Origin of the sequence: Shewanella sp. Isolate13, from assembly GCF_022398325.1 — a bacterium.
Taxonomy (GTDB): domain Bacteria; phylum Pseudomonadota; class Gammaproteobacteria; order Enterobacterales; family Shewanellaceae; genus Shewanella.
On the sequence record NZ_JAKEVD010000005.1, the window covers coordinates 1 to 16863 of the forward strand.

The window sequence follows — 16863 nt, forward strand, 5'->3', positions numbered from 1 at the left end:
ATGTAATAGGTAAGAAGTCATTGTAAAAAGGAAAACCTATGAAAATAAATCTTTCTGGTCACCACGTTGATGTTACAGACGTAGTAAGACAGCATGTCCAAGAGAAGTTTTCGAAGATAGAGAGTCATTTTCCAACCCTGATCGCCCTAGATATTATTATTTCTAAAGAGCATGGCGAATTCCAGGTTGAAATCAGAACCAATTATGAAGGAAGTCGAATTTCCGCGTCAGGTAACGATCCCGTTATGTATCCAGCGATTACCAACGCAGCTAAAAAACTCGATGCGGCACTAAAGCATCGTAAAGGTCAACTTAAGGCTGACTTACACGCCAAGCCTGTTGTGACGACACCAGAGATTGCACATGAGAAAGTTCAAGAGATGAACTTAGTCTAATCTCTAAAGATAAGATTTTTGTTACTCGACAATAGATAAAAGCCCTCGTTACTAAGCGGTAACGAGGGCTTTTTTATCTATGGCTAATCGCTTTCTGCCTTGGAAAACTCGGTATGATTTTCCTTAGGAGGAGGGGTCCAACTCCGCTCCGCCTTCGAGTAGCTACGATATCGCTCATCCTTCATCGCTGCACTCAGGGTTTCTTCAAGCTGAATAAACATATCACGGTAATGTACTAGGTACTTATCGTCTTCGGTAAACTGCTTCCATGCTTCATATAGGGTATCTTTATGGGTCGTTTCCGTTTCATAAAAGGTTGCCCGCTGCTGCTCGGCCTTGAACGGATGCACACCTAACCTTATCAGCGCATGCTTTCCTAGATTGAGCGCCGAATGGAAGGTCTCACTCACCATAAAATCAGCCCCTGCATTACGTAGGCGATAAAGGTGTCTTCGGTCAAATGCCCGTGCCATCACAATCACATGGGGGTAGGTATGCTTGATATATTCGACTAAGGCTACGGCGCGCTCTGGGTTATCGATCGCCACGACTAACATCTTAGCCTGCTCAATACCTGCAGTATGGAGCAGGTCGGGCTGGGTGGCATCGCCGTAATAGCTCTTGGTGTTAATTTTCCTAAGGTTTTCGACCTGCTGAACTTCGTGGTCGAGTACTACAGTTTTCACACCATTGGTTACTAACAGACGATTGACTATCTGGCCAAAACGGCCGACACCGGCAATAATTACCGTACCTTTTTCATCGATATCATCGGGTTCGCGAGTATTTTCTGTTTTTTCATATCGAGGCAGAATGACCTTATCAAACAGGATAAATAATCCAGGAGTGAGGAACATAGAGATGGCGACAACCAGTGACAGCAATTGCGCGAGTTCATTGGTGATAACATGGTTTTGCACTGTATAGCTAAGTAGCACGAAGCCGAATTCACCGGCTTGCGCTAGGCTCAAGGCAAATAGCCAGCGGTCGCTCCCCCTGATCTTAAATATAAAGGCCAGTGCCAGTAAAACTAAGGCTTTGATCAGAATAACCCCAAAGGTCATTGCCATTACAGGACCGATGTTGCTGATGAGCACATCAAAGTTTATGCCAGCGCCTACAGTGATAAAAAATAGCCCGAGTAATAACCCCTTGAATGGTTCGATATTGGACTCAAGTTCATGCCTAAACTCACTGTTAGCCAGTACAACACCGGCTAGGAAGGTGCCTAGTGCGGGAGACAGACCGACAAGACTCATAAGTGCTGCAATGCCGATAACCAGCATGAGTGCCGTTGCGGTAAAGATCTCTCTCAGCCCCGAGCTGGCAACATAGCGAAATAGTGGACGACTCAAGTAGTGGCCGCCAACCACAACGCTGGCAATCGCCATCAAGACCACAATACCGTAAGCCCAGCCCGGTAGCCCCGCCACTAACGACAGCTCTTCATGGTGCTCGGCTGCACTGCTCGCAACAGATTGTGCTTTTTCAACTAATTCAGGCAGAGCCAGCAAAGGGATAAATGCCAGCATAGGGATGACGGCGATATCTTGAAACAGCAGCACAGAGAAGGCGTTTTTTCCTCCCTCTGTCTTGGTTAAGTTTTTCTCATTAAAGGTCTGCAGTACGATAGCGGTCGATGATAGCGAAAAAATCATCCCTACAGTTAAGGCAATGGTCCAGCCGTAGTCGAAACTTAGGGCGATGCCCATCACGACTAAGGTAGATAGCCCCACCTGCAGGCCGCCTAAACCGATAAGCTTATTACGCATATCCCACAGCATTCTAGGTTCTAACTCGAGGCCTACTAGGAATAGCATCATAACCACACCAAACTCGGCAAAGTGCTGCAAGGTGTTGGTTTCAGCGCCCACCAGCCCAATAATAGGCCCTATCACAACCCCTGCCATTAAGTAGCCCAGTACTGAGCCCAGACCGAGTCTTTTGGCGATGGGCACAGCGATAACGGCAGCGCATAAATAGATAAAAGCTTGAATAAAGTAAGCTGTCATGATTAGTGCTCCCGGATCAACAGGTCGAGGTGACCATTGAGTTTTTCGAGCGATTGCGCCTGTTCGATATCAAACCTGTCCTCACTGAGTGCTCGGAGTGTTCTCACCCACTTTTGAACATGAGTATCCACACGGTTTTCCTCGGAGGCGCTTCGGGCGCAGAACAGAGCGAACGGTGCTAAGAAGGTCATGCCTGTTAAGTTGGCCATCTGCTCAAGGGGGCGAAGTAACTCCCTCAAGGTGAAATGGTTATAGCCTTCCTCGCAGTATGCTGACTCACTGCCTCCGGCACTAAGAGCGCACAGAAAGGTCTTGCCGCACAGGGTTTTACCCTTAGCTCCATAGGCGAAGTTGTACTCTAATACCAGATCTTGCCACTCTTTTAAAATAGCTGGAGTGGAGTACCAATACAGTGGAAACATAAAGACCACGATGTCGTGGTCTCTGAGTCTTTGTTGCTCTTTGTCTATGTTGATCCTAAATGTGGGATATTCCCCATAGAGATCAACTGCGGTCACATTTGGCTGTAATTGGGTCGCTTTAAAGAGTGGAGTATTAATTTCGGATCGTTCTTGGGAGGGATGTGCATAGAGCACGAGGATTTTCTTTGCAGCGAGTGTCATTTTTTATCCAGCCAGTTGACATTACAGATTACTATTTAATCTAGCATAGACAGCAAGATACGCTAACTGTTTTTAGGCATTTAGATGGCTTAGTTTTCCGTTGGCGATAGCCTTATATAAACGACTCGAGTTTGGGTTTATCAGGTGGCAATGTCATGGGGGAACTCGCTCGGTCTAATGTCAAACTGGCGTGATTGTCTGTACCTAGTGCCACTAGAAGTATGTTGCTTGGTGAGCCGTCTACTCCAAAAGATATAGTTTTAAAACAGCCAGATAGCTACATGGGTCACAGAAGCTATAATCTAAAGCGATAGTGATTGTTATCACGAATAGGCGCGGATACACTGACGATTAAATTAAAGTGGTATTTGAAATGCTTGTTTGTAAGGTGGACTATGCTGAATATTGATGATCCAAAAGCGACGGAAAAAATTCCGGCTATCTTGCGCTTGGGGTTTAGACCTTTTTTCTTAGGCGGCGCAAGTGTTGCAATGCTATTCGTGCCGCTATGGTTACTGACCTGGTTCTATCCCCAATACAGTTTATTCCAGACGGACTTTTGGGTAAAAGTCGTTCCCCTGTGGTGGCATCCCCATGAGATGTTGTTTGGCTTTGCATTGGCAATCGTATGTGGCTTTTTGCTGACAGCGGTTCAAAACTGGACGAATCAACCAGGTATGAAAGGCTGGGCTTTGGCGCTGACGTTCGCTTGCTGGTTATTGGCAAGGTTGACTCTATTGCTGCCAGTGTCGATTCCATTGTGGCTACCGGCGCTGCTGGATTCGCTGTTTTTAGGTTTGACCGCGATTAAACTTTGGCGAAGTATCTATAAGGTTAAACAGTGGCACAATATCGGCTTTCCTATCATGCTGCTGGTGGCGATGATGATTAACCTTTTAAGCTACTACGCTTTGAGTGAGAGAGATTTTTCACTGAGCCAGCAAATTTGGCAATCGATGCTGTGGTGGTTAGGGCTACTGATCACTATCGTCGGTGGGCGCGTAATTCCCTTCTTTACAGCAATTCGCATCAAAGAGACGAAACCTGAGCCTATCGCTCTGCTTGATAACAGCTTAATCATTATTATGGTGGCTTTAGTTGTGCAGGCGATTAGTCAGGTGATGCCCAAAGAGGTGGAGCAAGCGTTACTATACGCCGCAGGTGGATTACACTTGTTACGCTGGTCACGATGGAATCCCCATAAGACACTGAAAGAGCCGATGCTTTGGTCGCTGCAAGTCTCATATTTGCTGTTACCAATAACATTATTAGCCATGGCTTGGCGTATTGATGACACTATGGCCTATCGTCACCTATTGCATCTGTTTGCCATTGGCTCGTTAGCTGGGATATGTCTGTCCATGATCTCCAGAGTCTCCTTAGGCCACACCAGTCGCAATATCTACGAAGGTCCTAATATGGTGTTAGCCTTCGCTTGCTTGCCAATCGCGGCAATATTACGTGCTGTTATGCCGATAGTCGCACCTGCCGAGTACCAGTTATGGTTATGGCTTGCGGGAGGTTTTTGGTCATTAGCCTTTGCGATGTTTGTATTTAATTACGCCTCGATACTCTCTAAACCGCGTATCGACGGCCGACCAGGATAGGTTTCATTCTTAAAAGAAAACTGATTGAAAATAGAGAAGAGTTCAGTAAAAACATAAGGTTGATAGAAAAACAAATGACAGTAAAAAATCTGATAAAAATTGCCGGGTCGATATCTTTAGCCTTGCTAATGCCGATAACGAGTGTGCTGGCAGAGGAAAATGCCAATGCACAGACTGCAGGCGCAAAAGAGCAGCAGCAACGCGACAAGGCACTAAGGGCTAAGTTTCCAGTGCAGTATGAGAGCTGGCAGGAGACCTCAGAGCAAACTGAGCGTGAAGATATGCTTGCGAGCTACCCCGCAGCCATTATTTTATGGGCAGGCTCGTCATTTGCTAAAGAATATAACAGCCCACGAGGCCATCATTTTGCCGTTGCGGATGTGACTCATACGCTGCGTACAGGCGTGCCGCCAGCTGCCGGAGAGAAGGGCTTGTCGGCCAGTTGCTGGACCTGTAAGACACCCGATGCCCCAAGGCTGATGAAAGAGCTAGGTGTGGAGGGCTTCTCGGCCAAGAACTTTACCGACCTAGGGACAGAGATAAACAGTGTCGTGTACTGCACCGACTGTCATGTGGATGGTAAGGCTGAGCTGGCGTTACCCCGTCCTCACGCCCAAGATGCGATGGCCAAAGTGCACCTGCCTTTCGATAAGCAAGATGCGAATATGCAAGGCGCGCAGGTTTGTGGTCAGTGCCATGTGACTTACTACTTCCAGCCGGAACGCAGTGACAAGGTCAATATCCCCTGGATCTTTGGTAACAATGTTGACGATATTGAGAAGTACTATGATACTCGTCGCTTCTATGAGTGGATCCATCCCATCTCTAAAACCCCCATCCTCAAGGCCCGTCATCCAGAGTTTGAGCACTGGGTGAGAAGTGAACATGCTGAGGCCGGGGTGACCTGTATTACCTGCCATATGCCTGAAGAGACAGACGCAAGTGGCAATACCTTTACCAGCCACAAGGTGAGTAAGGCGCTGGATCATTTCGACTCGGTTTGCCAAAACTGCCATAAGAGTGAAAAAACCATTATCAAGTCTCTTGAAAACAGTAAGGCGACAATTGACGCTAAGGCGCGAGAAGTAGAAGAGCTATTAGTTAAAGCCCATTACGAGGCTGCAGCGGCGTGGGAGGCGGGAGCAACTTGGCCGTTGATGAACGATGCTATAATGGCGATTCGTCACTCGCAATGGCGCTGGGATTTTGCCATGGCGTCCCATGGTTTATATGCCCATAACCCAAAAGAGGGGAACGCGCTGCTCGATATGTCGATCAAGCAGGTCAACTATGCCCGTGAATCGCTAGCCGAAATTTTGAAGATGTTCGCTGTGACTAAGGTAGATTACCCTGACATTAGCAGCAAAGAGTCGGCTCAAACCGCTGTGGGAATTAAGCTTGATAAGTTAACCGAGCAGAAGCAGCAGTTTATTAAGCAAGAGGTCGATAAAAACTGGTCAGAAGTGACTCGTTACGGTTACTAACCGCTTGTATTGTGATTGAATAAAAGGCTCTCTTTTGAGCCTTTTTTATTGGCGCTTGTGTTTAGGTGACAGCGTTCATGCAAGCTGATAACCTTTTTTCAATGGATAGTATTTGCTCAATATCTTTTGATGCTAAGGTAGCTGATACAAGTTTGAAATCGCATTTACCATTATCTAAAAACAGGGATTGATTATGTGTAATAGGGTGGCGTGGCTATTATCGCTATTTGTAGCAACAATGGTGTTTTCAAACTTTAGTTTTGCATTAGCAGGCTTAAGTGAAGTTCAGCTTAAACAGAAGGGATTGGATTTTGTCGAGGCGAAGAACGCTAGGCAGAGGCTCGATAGCGGGGTTGAGGATATCGACCGTTACCTTAGCTTGTTATCAGAGAGCTTTATCGATGAGTATGTCCATTATAAGGTGACTTTCTCTGCCGATAAAGCCAAGTTACGCGCCCGCCTAATTGAGAAAATGAAACAGCAAACCTTAGAGAATCAAGTGCAGATCCAACAGATGATGGTCGGCCCAAACGTTGTAGTTCTCAAGCTGGTAGAAAAAGGCAAAATTAAACCCACAGGCCAGAGCCAGACACTGGATATTGAACGCCTCAGTGTGATTAGCCTAGAGTTTGATAAGCATGGGCTTATCACTCATATCCGTCGTCATGGTGAGTCGCTGTGATCTTAGTTTTTTTACCCGTTAATTATTTCATCGTTGGACGTTAGTTTGGACTCGGATACCTTGAACTCAGCTAGCTACACCACGATTGCGGCTTGGTCTCTGGCAATTGCTAGAGCATTAAGTGTTAGCAATATCGAGCCTAAGGCATTATTTGAGCGAGTTGGGTTAGATCTTGGTGCATTGGAAGCGCTGCCGAGTGGTCGTGTTGAAATCCATAAGATGACTCGACTTTGGCAAGCAGCCGAGCAGGCGTCTGCATCGGATGCGTTTGGGTTAACCGTTGGCCAGTATGCTTTCCCTATGCACTTTCACTCATTAGGCAGGCTCATGATGAGCTGTGATTCATTAGCGCAAGCCTTCGAAGCACTCCCCGAATATTCAGCCCTCGTGAGTAATAGCGGTCAGATCCGCCTACAACGTACACCTCAGTGGCTTGGATTTACCATTAGCCCCCTAAACGGGGTTGAGATCAGCGAGCTCGCTATCGATGCGTTCTTTAGTAGCTTGATGCAGCAGGGGAAGCAGATGGTAGGTCATGGACACTTTGTGCGTAAGGTAGAGTTAATGCGTAGCGAGCCTAAATCGCTTCAGCCATGGCAAGACTGCTTCGGTTGTCCTGTGGTAATTAATGCCGTGGATAACTGTATGTGGATGGATAGAAGTGTTCTGGAGCAGACGTCACTGACCAAAGATCCGCAATTGGCCGAGTCTAATGAATTGGCTGTTCGTCAATACCTGCATAATATGCAGGCATTGAGTTGGCGCCAGAAAACCAGTCAAGGGATCCACGCAAGCTTACTTAATCAAGAGCCTACAGCAGCTAAAATAGCCCAGATGTACAATATTAGCGAACGTAGCTTAGGCCGCTATTTGCAGCTGGAAGGAACGGGCTTTAGAGAGTTGCTTAAACTCAAACGCCAAGAGTTAGCGCATCATTACCTCATTAACACCGATATGCCCATTAGCTTACTGTCCGACACTTTAGGCTATAGCAGTGTGAGTAACTTTACCCGATCATTCAAATCTTGGCGGGGGATGAGTCCCTCGCAATATCGACAGGTAGCAGATTAATCGGCTTAGTTACACTCGGTTCAGTTTTGCCTCTAACAATTGATTTGGCGAAAAATGATAACCATGATGTTGTCGGTATGTAATAGGTTGGTTTGTAGTTTTTAACAACCGAGCCTTTACCTATGCGAATAACAAAAACAGAGACGCTCAAGCCCTATTTACTTGCGGGATTAACTGCTTTTTTTATTGTCGGCTGCCAGCCAGAGAGCTACACCTCAGAAGGTTCGCTCACAGAGGTTGATGGCGCAGGCTTTACAGCCGCAAGTCCCCATACCATTGAGGCAAATCAGCGCCTCTTATCTCAGCTTCCTTTCGATGATATTCAGGATTTTGACGATGCCAATCGCGGCTTTATCGCCAAAATGCCAGAGCTGAGAGTGCTCGATACCAGTGGTAACATTGTCTGGGATAGAACCGCTTATGACTTTATTGAGGGAGAAGCGCCTGAGAGTGTTAACCCCAGCCTTTGGCGCCAAGCTCGCCTGAATAATATCGATGGACTGTTTGAGGTTACGACCGATGTCTATCAGTTACGGGGTTTTGATTTGGCCAACATGACGGTGATTAAGGGGGATAGCGGATGGATTATTGTTGATCCACTTACCACTGCCGAAACCGCAAAAGTTGCCTTTGATTTTCTGAATAAGACATTAGGAAAGCGGCCTGTTTCAGCCATCATTTTTACTCACAGTCATATGGATCACTTTGGCGGTGCACTCGGTTTATTGGCTGAGGGAGAGGTCTTTGCTGAGGAAGTCGATATCATCGCCCCAGCAGGCTTTATGCATGAGGCGACCAGCGAGAATGTCATGGCTGGCACAGCTATGAGTCGCCGCGCCATGTATATGTATGGTAAACAGTTGCCGCGTTCGGATCGGGGGCATATCGATTCAGGTTTAGGCAAAGAGCCAGCCTTTGGTGAATTTGGCATTCTTAGTCCAAATGTGGTGGTCGAGCATGACTCTGCTATGGAGATAGATGGCGTTCCCTTTGAATTTCAAATCGTATCAGGCTCAGAAGCGCCCGCCGAATTTACTTTTTACCTGCCAGAGCAACAGGCTTATTGCGGCGCCGAATTAGTGTCTAAAAATATGCATAATTTGTATACGTTACGTGGTGCAAAGGTGCGTGACGCATTGGTATGGAGCCGAGCAATTGATGATGCTCTCAATGCTCAGCGAGATACCAAAGTCTATTTTGGCAGTCACCATTGGCCTATCTGGGGCCAAGCCGAGGTGAATGAGTTTTTACAAAAGCAGCGTGATACTTATAAGTATATTCATGATCAGTCGGTGCGTATGCTTAACGCTGGGCTGACGCCTGCTGAAATTGCCGAACAAATTCAAATGCCGCCATCACTTTCTAATACTTTTGCTAGTCGCGGTTACTACGGCACAGTTAAGCACAATGCCAAGGCGGTGTATCAAGCTTATTTAGGCTGGTACGACGCCAACCCTGTTAACTTAGATCCGCTGCCAGCCACCGCAACCGCCATTAAGTATGTTGAACTGATGGGGGGCGCAGATAAGGTCATGGCGGCAACACAGCTGGCAGTGGACTCAGGGGAGTATCGCTGGGCAGCCGAGCTGATCAACCATCTGGTGGTTAGCGATGCTGATAACCATAAGGCAAAAGCGTTACTTGCACATATCTATGATCAGTTAGGTTATCAAGCGGAATCAGCGCCGTGGCGTGATGTGTACCTAAGTGCTGCCTATGAGCTGCGCCACGGTAGTCCTGAAAAGGGTATCGATCTCGCCTCTATGAAGCAGATCTTACTGCACTCTCCACTCGATAACTTTATGCAGTCAATGGCAACGCGGGTGATCGGCCCTGAAGTCTTCGGTGAGGAGTTTGTGCTCAATATTAACTTTACCGATCTCGATAGAAACTACGTATTAAGCCTTAACAATGCGGTACTGCATCATAAGCTCGCGCCAAAATCTGCCAAGGCTAACGCGACATTAAACATTAGCCATGAGCTATTTGTCGACCTCATCATAGGCAATGCTGGAGTGAAAGAGGTACTGTTTTCTGACGAGCTTGAAATCGAAGGCAGCAAGCTTGATTTAGTGAGCTTCTTTTCATCGTTAGATAAACCCAAAGGTGTGTTTAATATTGTGACGCCTTAGTGAGAATGGCGTTAGCTACGAACTAATATCAGTCTTACCTAGGTACTGCCAGCGACTCATGTCGCTGGCTATAGGATATTTACGATAGAAAAGGCTCGTTGTGTGTTGAGTTCACATGTCGCTACTGCTGTGGGACGCTGTAAAGCCATCCATGGCCGCTCTGCGGTTTCATCCCTGAAACCGAAGCCCACAGCCGCAGCGAACTCACCAGTTAATTATCTCCTACCTCTTTATGTTTATTCACAGCATGTCACGATACTTAAATCCTTATCGGTTAAGTATTACTTTTGGCTTGCATGCTGAAACGTCAGTAGAGTATGTATTGCTCTGTGTTCCAATACGCCCATCTGACCATGTAACAGTGAACTTAAGACGATTCATATCAGGAGTATATCTGACTGCAACAGCGGCTTCCTCACCTAAATTAGTTAATTTATGGTTGGGCAGATCTTCTACTCCATTACGTATGATTTCTGCTGGATGCTCTATGAAGAAAAACCCCATATCCATAGCATCATGACTACCAGTGTTCTTCAATATGACTTGAAATTGAGTGTCATCTGTAACACTAATATCAACTTCAAACTTAGCTTTTAGACTTTCCTCCTCTGCAAGCGTTTTTAAACACCTTGCATTCTCAAGTTCAGCTTTCTTTTCTTTTAGGAGTAGGACATTCAACTTATCTTGGTGTTCAGCGTACTCTGCGTTTATTAAACCTTGCTTAGTATTGACACGCCTAGACCATACGAACATAACGATATTTGCGCAGATACCTACAAAGGCTAACACAAATGCCCCCAAAGCTATAAGGTCGCTCTTACTCCATTCTTGTGCTGCCTCTACCATTCCTTTTAATCCTATTAAGCCCAACTTATAGTTCTAACGAAATCTACATGAATTAATTTTTAAACACAAAGAAAGCAAGGAAACCGCTAAGCGACCGCAAGGTGACCGTTTACAAAAATTAGAATCTGAGGTTTGCATGGCAGTTTTTGTGAATGCTGAACTGGGGAGGGATTGTGCATGGCCCCTCACAGAAGTATCTGCACATACCTCGCTGGAGGCGATTGATAGCTATGAAGTTACGATTCAGAATTCGCTTCCCCGTAACACGTAGCACGTAGCACGTAGCACAAGAAAACTTCATTAGAAGCTAAAAAAACCACCTTGCGGTGGCTTTTTTGTGGCTGTCTATAACTGCTTACTGAGCAGCTATTCCACAGCTATCGAGCTCTTATCTAATAGAGAGCAATTAGTTAGCGATTTTTAAATCTGGCTTGTCGCTGATCAGGTTCATATCAAAGTCAAACTCATCGACGCGAATCGCTCGCTCACGCTTAAGATTATAGTCTTGTAGCAACTTGTGCTCGGCATCGCTAATGACTTTTGCATCAAGCGCCGCATTTAAGGTCAATGCAAATCTTACTCCTGGCTTAAATGTCTTAGCTCGAATCGCCTTTTTAACTTTAGCCAGTAGTGGTAAGCACGCAATTTTAGCAAGGTAAGCCTGCTCATTAATGTCGTTACCGTCGCCAGCAATTGGCTTAACGAGGTGAGTTAGGTTGTGCTTAAACTCGGTATTTAACTGAGCTTGCTCGGCTAACTTACGCACTAAGTCATCGTTGATTTTTGGCATCTTCGCTGAGTAAGTCATGGTGATTAAACGCATAAACTTACGTGTGGCTGAAGATGGGAAGTTATCTAAGAAGTCTAATAATGCTTTTTCTGCCTGACATAGTGACCAGCGAGTCGCGTAATGGAAGTACGGCGCTGCTTCTATTCGCTGTTCTGCGGTTAGCTTCTTTTCATAGTAACGGATAGAGGCCATCGCCGCATATAGGTAACTCATTACATCACCTAAACGGGCAGACAGCATCTCAGCTTGCTTTAACTTGCCACCAAGTACCAGTAACGAAAAGTCGGCATAGACCGCAAGTTTAGAAGCTAGCTTATGTACTGATTGCTCGTATGGTTTTACTTCCGCAAGGGTTGACGCTGCTGATGCAGTGAATGGTAATAGACCTAGTTTAAAGGCACGTAAGCTGTTGCCAACACTGTAGCTAACGGTTTTACGCAAAATGCCGTTAAAGACTTTGTCTGCATTTTTCTCATTTGAGTGGATAGACTCCACCATAGATTGTAAGTATGGGTGACAACGCATTACACCTTGACCGAAAATCATCAAGTTACGGGTAAGAATGTTGGCGCCCTCAACGGTAATCGCAATTGGCTGTGCCACATAACCTGAGGCTAAGGTATTTTGTGGACCACATTGAATCGCTTTACCGGCTTGAATGTCCATCGCAGAATCGAGTACATCGCGGCCAAGCTCTGTCATATGGTATTTAGCAATGGCGGTTACAACTGACGGTTTTAAGCCAAGACCGAGACCTTCCGTTGTGAGTACTCTCATCGCTTCTTGTAGGTAAGTTTTACCGGCAATATCGGCGAGCTTCTCTTGAATACCTTCAAATTTGCCAATTGATAAACCAAACTGCTCACGCACTGCTGCGTATTCAGCAGAAGACTTAAATGATGCCTGACTCACTGATACGCCTAGAGCGGGCAGTGAAATACCGCGCCCTGCACCAAGACAAGCCACTAGCATTGCCCAGCCGCGGCCAATATTCTTTTGGCCACCAATGATGAAGTCCATCGGGATAAATACGTTTTCACCGCGGGTAGTACCGTTGTAAAAACGGATCCCCATAGGATCATGACGATTGCCAAGCTGCACACCTGGGTGAGATTTAGGAATAAGCGCACAGGTAATACCAAGCTGCTCTTTGCCGCCCAGTAAACCATTGGGATCTTCAACTTTAAAGGCCAAACCTAATACGCTGGCAATAGGGGCGAGGGTGATATAGCGCTTGTCCCAAGTGACACTCAATCCTAATACTTGTTCACCTTGGTATTCCCCCATGGTGACAGTACCAATATCGGGAATGCCGCCGGCATCAGAGCCGGCTTCAGGGCTAGTTAGTGCGAAGCATGGGATCTCTTGACCATTGGCTAAGCGCGGTAACCAGTAATCTTGCTGCTCTGATGTACCGTAATGCATTAGTAGCTCACCGGGGCCAAGTGAGTTGGGCACCATTACGGTAACTGCTACGGCTGAACTCTTAGCTGCAATTGTGGCAACGATGGTTGAGTTGGCATAAGGACTAAACTCAAGACCACCAAAAGATTTTGGAATTATTAATGAGAAAAACTTGTTCTCTTTTAAAAAGGTAAGAATGTTTTCAGGCAGATGGGTGCTGCGTTGAATTTCAAAGTCGTCAACCATTTCCAGTAAGGTGTTGACTGGACCATCAAGGAAAGCTTGTTCATCGGCAGAAAGACTTGCCACAGGGATATCACGTAGGGCTGCAAAATCCGGTACACCTTGATAAATCGAACCTTCTAACCACACATCACCGGCATCAAGCGCCTCTTGTTCTGTGGTAGAAATGCTTGGCAATATTTTTTTTAGTTGTGTTCTTATGCTCATAATAAATGCTCGTCCGACCAGAAGTTATGCTTCACATTACGTCACAAAATGAGTCGTAGATCAAATTTTCAAACAACAAATTTAAACGCTTGTTTGGATTTTTAGGTCGCCGGTGTTTAATTTTGTTTTTTAAAGTAAATGTTTCATAAGCTTACGCGTGTACGCTTAAATGAAATTATTTTAAAAATAATGTTGGTGGAGCTCGCAGCTTTGCTGCAAAAGTGTGTAGTAGTTGCAGGGAGAACAGGTTAAGCGGGAAAAGGGAAAAGGGCATAGTCAACGACAAGGGCATTACCCTTGTCGTTAACAGCTAAGTTAATTGATAAGTTAATTGATAAGTTAATTGATAAGTTAATTGATAAGTTAACCTCGTTTATTCACCCGAGCGTTACTTTGAACCCGCTTATACATCTTACTTAAGCTCTTATCTTTAGCACGTTTTTCAGCAATGCTCGCGCCATTCATGGCTTGCTCACGCATCAGTTTTTGGTAACTGTGCAGGCGTCGCTCAGTTAACTGATTATTTGTGATTGCAGCTTGTACCGCACAGCCCGGCTCGTGCTGGTGTTGGCAGTCAGCAAAGCGGCATTGTTTTGCATACTCAACCACATCGGCAAAGGTTTCGTTTAGGCCGTCTTCACAGTCAGCAAGTTGTAATTCGCGCATACCCGGTGTATCAAGTAGTAAACCACCTGAGTGAGTCAAGTGTAACGAGCGGCTCGTTGTGGTGTGCCTGCCCTTGCTGTCATCTTCGCGAATGGCCGATGTGACCTGACTCGACTCACCTAACAGCGCGTTAACTAAGGTCGATTTACCTACACCCGATGAGCCAATAAAGGCGACAGTTTTACCTTCACTGCAATAGTGACTCAGCGCCTGAGTGCTTTGCTTATCTAAACCATTGACCGTTTCAATGAGTAGGTTGGCATCAAGCTCTCGCAGCGCGGCAATAAAAGGGCTAAGTTCATCGCATAAATCGACTTTTGTTAGCACTATCACTGGGGTGACTTTTGCCTCATTGACTAGGGCTAAGTAACGCTCGATACGGTTAACATTAAAGTCATCATTAAGCGACGAAACAATAAAGACCCAATCAAGGTTAGCGGCAATAAGCTGTTGCTCCACCTTGGATCCCGCCGCTTTGCGACTAAACAGTGAGTTACGTTCAAGTAAGGATACAAACTGTTGCTGCTTATCGAGTAGTAGCCAGTCGCCTACCGTCATTTCCGGCATATTTTGATGGATAGTTAGACTTAACTCGCCGCTTTCTGTTAATAGCTGATATTGGCTGCGATGATGAGCGCTCACTCGTGCGATACAGGCATAATCTGCTGATTCAGTTATAAGCTGCTGTTGAAAAAATCCATTCCAGCCTAATTGCTTTAAGCTTGTTAATGTCGCTACAGATTGAGTTTGTTCAGGTGTATTGATAACAGCTGATTTTTGCGTAAACGAGTTTGATTTTAAATGATTAAAACGATTTAATTTGGTCATATAAACCCCAGCGCAAAGCGCCTGAATATTGATTCTTGGGGACTTAAAATAGGTAAGTTCCCGGTCTTGTTATCTACTACCGGGCAAAGTGCTTTTAAAAGTCAGCAGAGTAGGTCGGCATGATAAAAATCATACTCGCTCGTGTGACTCACATGTGTAATACAGACTCTTGCTTTGACAAGAGAGGGTACTTAACGTGCTGCAGCTGCCCAGTTAGGGTTTACTACAATCATCAAATTCTCCATTTCTAAAGTTATCGTTAATAAGGACGTTGGCAGAGTGTGCTAGGCACAACAAAACAAACTTTGCAGGTAATTTAGCAACTCCTTAGTTGCCTTGCTAGGTTTGCTGACTACATGTTGGTGAACTTGTGCTCAACCTCACAATAGCTAATGTAGCAACTCAATCTAACAATAGCAGTGTAGCAGCTAAGGGCTTATAGGCATCGCTGCAGAATCTTAGCCTACTTATAGAGACTAGGCGCGGTAGTTTTTTAAGTGTTTATGTCTGTAGCTGAGAGCGCAAATAGTCGATAAGTGTTAGGTAGCACTGGCATACGATATCGGCTTGGTAGGCGTAATCAGGGATCACACTTGGTGTATAAAGGATGCTTTTTGTACCTGCGTTGTTGGCCGTTTGCAGATCAAACAGGTAATCACCAATAAATAAAATATTGGCAGGTTTGATTTGCCACTGAGCACAAATACGTTCAACGCCCTCTGGATGAGGTTTAGCTTTGGCATCAAACCGTGTCAACAGTGGGTCGAAATCGACGCCGATAGTTAAGTCGAGATTGGCTAGTGTGATATGGGCTGCTTCTGGCATATTGCGGGTCAGAATCGCCTGCGGTATGTGTAAGCTAGTTAAAAACGCCATCAGTTGTGGCGCGCCAGCGATCCATGTGGCGCCGTGTGAGCTTTCAAGCTCATAGTGCTGGATTATGGCTTGTGTTTGCTCTGCCAGTGTTGGTTCTGTGATTGAATTAACGTAACTTAATATATCGGTCGCAGGCGCAATACCTAGTTCTGCTCTTAAGCCAGCAAAATTTGGATTTGAGTTGGCGAGGGTGCCGTCTAAATCAAAAATCACCCCTTTAATTTGGCTAAAGTCAAAAGCCTTGTTAATGGTAATACTCAATCAAAACTATCCTTAATCTGCGGTGATGAAATGGAGCTCTTTAAACGATAGCTCGAAGTTACCAGCTTGCTTGTCGGCCACTAAAAATCCCAGTTGTTTTATGTTGTCGAAGCTCAGTGCAGGCGCTTCAACGGGGCGGCCTCGATACACGGCAGTAAAGTCACTAGGGCTGAACTGTATGGTTATCCAAGTATCCTTTTGCGTACGGAAATGGCTCGAGTAAGCAAAAGAGTCCCATTGATTATCGGTTCTAAGTCTTAGTTGATAATCTCTGCCATCGCCTTTGACTTGCAAGCGGATCATTTTTACAGCGCTGGCAATAGGTGTTGATAGTGATGTTCGCGTAGACGCAAAACCGCCATTTTGCTCTAACGATAAAGTACCAGAAAACCTCGCTATGCCACTGTCGATATCCAGTTTGCTCGCGGATATGCCACCCATTACTGTGTCGTTAATTAGGCGCCAATCAGATGCTTGACTAAGCGTTAGAGTATACTCTTGAGCTTGAGCTTGTGCTTTGCTTGGATGATTGATTGTCATAATCAAAAGTACCGCCATGACCGAAAGTGAGTAAACAGATTTTTTATTGTGATGTTGTTTTTGCTGAAAATCACTGAACATCTTTGGGAACTGTTTCATTATCTGTTGCATGTTTTGACCTTGCTAAAAGCTTGGTTTGACATTGATTACGAAACAAATGCACAAAAGGTTTATTAATAGCTTAATGCTAAGCCAA

Annotated in this window: 13 protein-coding genes; 6 read left to right on the forward strand and 7 right to left on the reverse strand. The window is 45.5% G+C overall.

What is annotated here, in order from left to right; genetic code table 11:
• Positions 1-38: 38 nt before the first annotated feature.
• Positions 39-395, forward strand: coding sequence for a ribosome-associated translation inhibitor RaiA (gene raiA, locus L1D44_RS04570; RefSeq protein WP_202722397.1), 357 nt, complete (start codon positions 39-41; stop codon positions 393-395).
• Positions 396-478: 83 nt separating this feature from the next.
• Here raiA and L1D44_RS04575 read toward each other — a convergent pair whose 3' ends face one another.
• Positions 479-2407, reverse strand: coding sequence for a monovalent cation:proton antiporter-2 (CPA2) family protein (locus L1D44_RS04575; protein WP_239889009.1), 1929 nt, complete (start codon positions 2405-2407; stop codon positions 479-481).
• A 2-nt stretch (positions 2408-2409) separates the two neighbouring features.
• Positions 2410-3030 (reverse strand): NAD(P)H-dependent oxidoreductase, encoded by a 621-nt coding sequence (locus tag L1D44_RS04580; RefSeq protein ID WP_239889010.1) that lies wholly within the window; start codon positions 3028-3030, stop codon positions 2410-2412.
• A gap of 395 nt (positions 3031-3425) precedes the next feature.
• Here L1D44_RS04580 and L1D44_RS04585 point away from each other — a divergent pair, with 395 nt between their 5' ends.
• From L1D44_RS04585 to L1D44_RS04605, 5 genes are all read left to right on the forward strand, one after another.
• Positions 3426-4637 (forward strand): NnrS family protein, encoded by a 1212-nt coding sequence (locus L1D44_RS04585; protein ID WP_239889011.1) that lies wholly within the window; start codon positions 3426-3428, stop codon positions 4635-4637.
• 74 nt (positions 4638-4711) lie between these two features.
• Positions 4712-6121, forward strand: coding sequence for an ammonia-forming cytochrome c nitrite reductase subunit c552 (locus tag L1D44_RS04590; protein ID WP_239889012.1), 1410 nt, complete (start codon positions 4712-4714; stop codon positions 6119-6121).
• A 193-nt stretch (positions 6122-6314) separates the two neighbouring features.
• The gene (locus L1D44_RS04595; protein WP_239889013.1) at positions 6315-6803 is read left to right on the forward strand and encodes a hypothetical protein; all 489 of its coding nucleotides are present in this window, start codon (positions 6315-6317) and stop codon (positions 6801-6803) included.
• 45 nt (positions 6804-6848) lie between these two features.
• A complete protein-coding gene (locus tag L1D44_RS04600) occupies positions 6849-7874 on the forward strand; it encodes an AraC family transcriptional regulator (RefSeq protein WP_239889014.1) in 1026 nt (341 codons plus the stop codon).
• A gap of 122 nt (positions 7875-7996) precedes the next feature.
• Positions 7997-10006, forward strand: a complete 2010-nt coding sequence (locus L1D44_RS04605; protein WP_239889015.1) for an alkyl sulfatase dimerization domain-containing protein — start codon at positions 7997-7999, stop codon at positions 10004-10006.
• Between the two features lie 267 nt (positions 10007-10273).
• Here the strand turns inward: L1D44_RS04605 and L1D44_RS04610 are convergent, their stop codons facing one another.
• From L1D44_RS04610 to L1D44_RS04630, 5 genes are all read right to left on the reverse strand, one after another.
• Positions 10274-10852, reverse strand: a complete 579-nt coding sequence (locus tag L1D44_RS04610; protein ID WP_239889016.1) for a hypothetical protein — start codon at positions 10850-10852, stop codon at positions 10274-10276.
• A gap of 406 nt (positions 10853-11258) precedes the next feature.
• Entirely contained in the window at positions 11259-13496 is a 2238-nt protein-coding gene (locus L1D44_RS04615; protein ID WP_239889017.1) for an acyl-CoA dehydrogenase, read from the reverse strand.
• A 363-nt stretch (positions 13497-13859) separates the two neighbouring features.
• Complete coding sequence (gene rsgA / locus L1D44_RS04620; RefSeq protein WP_239889018.1) at positions 13860-14990, reverse strand: ribosome small subunit-dependent GTPase A; 1131 nt, start codon at positions 14988-14990, stop codon at positions 13860-13862.
• Positions 14991-15491: 501 nt separating this feature from the next.
• Positions 15492-16127: an HAD family hydrolase gene (locus tag L1D44_RS04625; RefSeq protein ID WP_239889019.1), complete on the reverse strand. Its 636-nt coding sequence runs from the start codon at positions 16125-16127 to the stop codon at positions 15492-15494.
• Between the two features lie 12 nt (positions 16128-16139).
• Positions 16140-16778 (reverse strand): CIA30 family protein, encoded by a 639-nt coding sequence (locus L1D44_RS04630; protein WP_239889020.1) that lies wholly within the window; start codon positions 16776-16778, stop codon positions 16140-16142.
• Between the last annotated feature and the right edge of the window lie 85 nt (positions 16779-16863).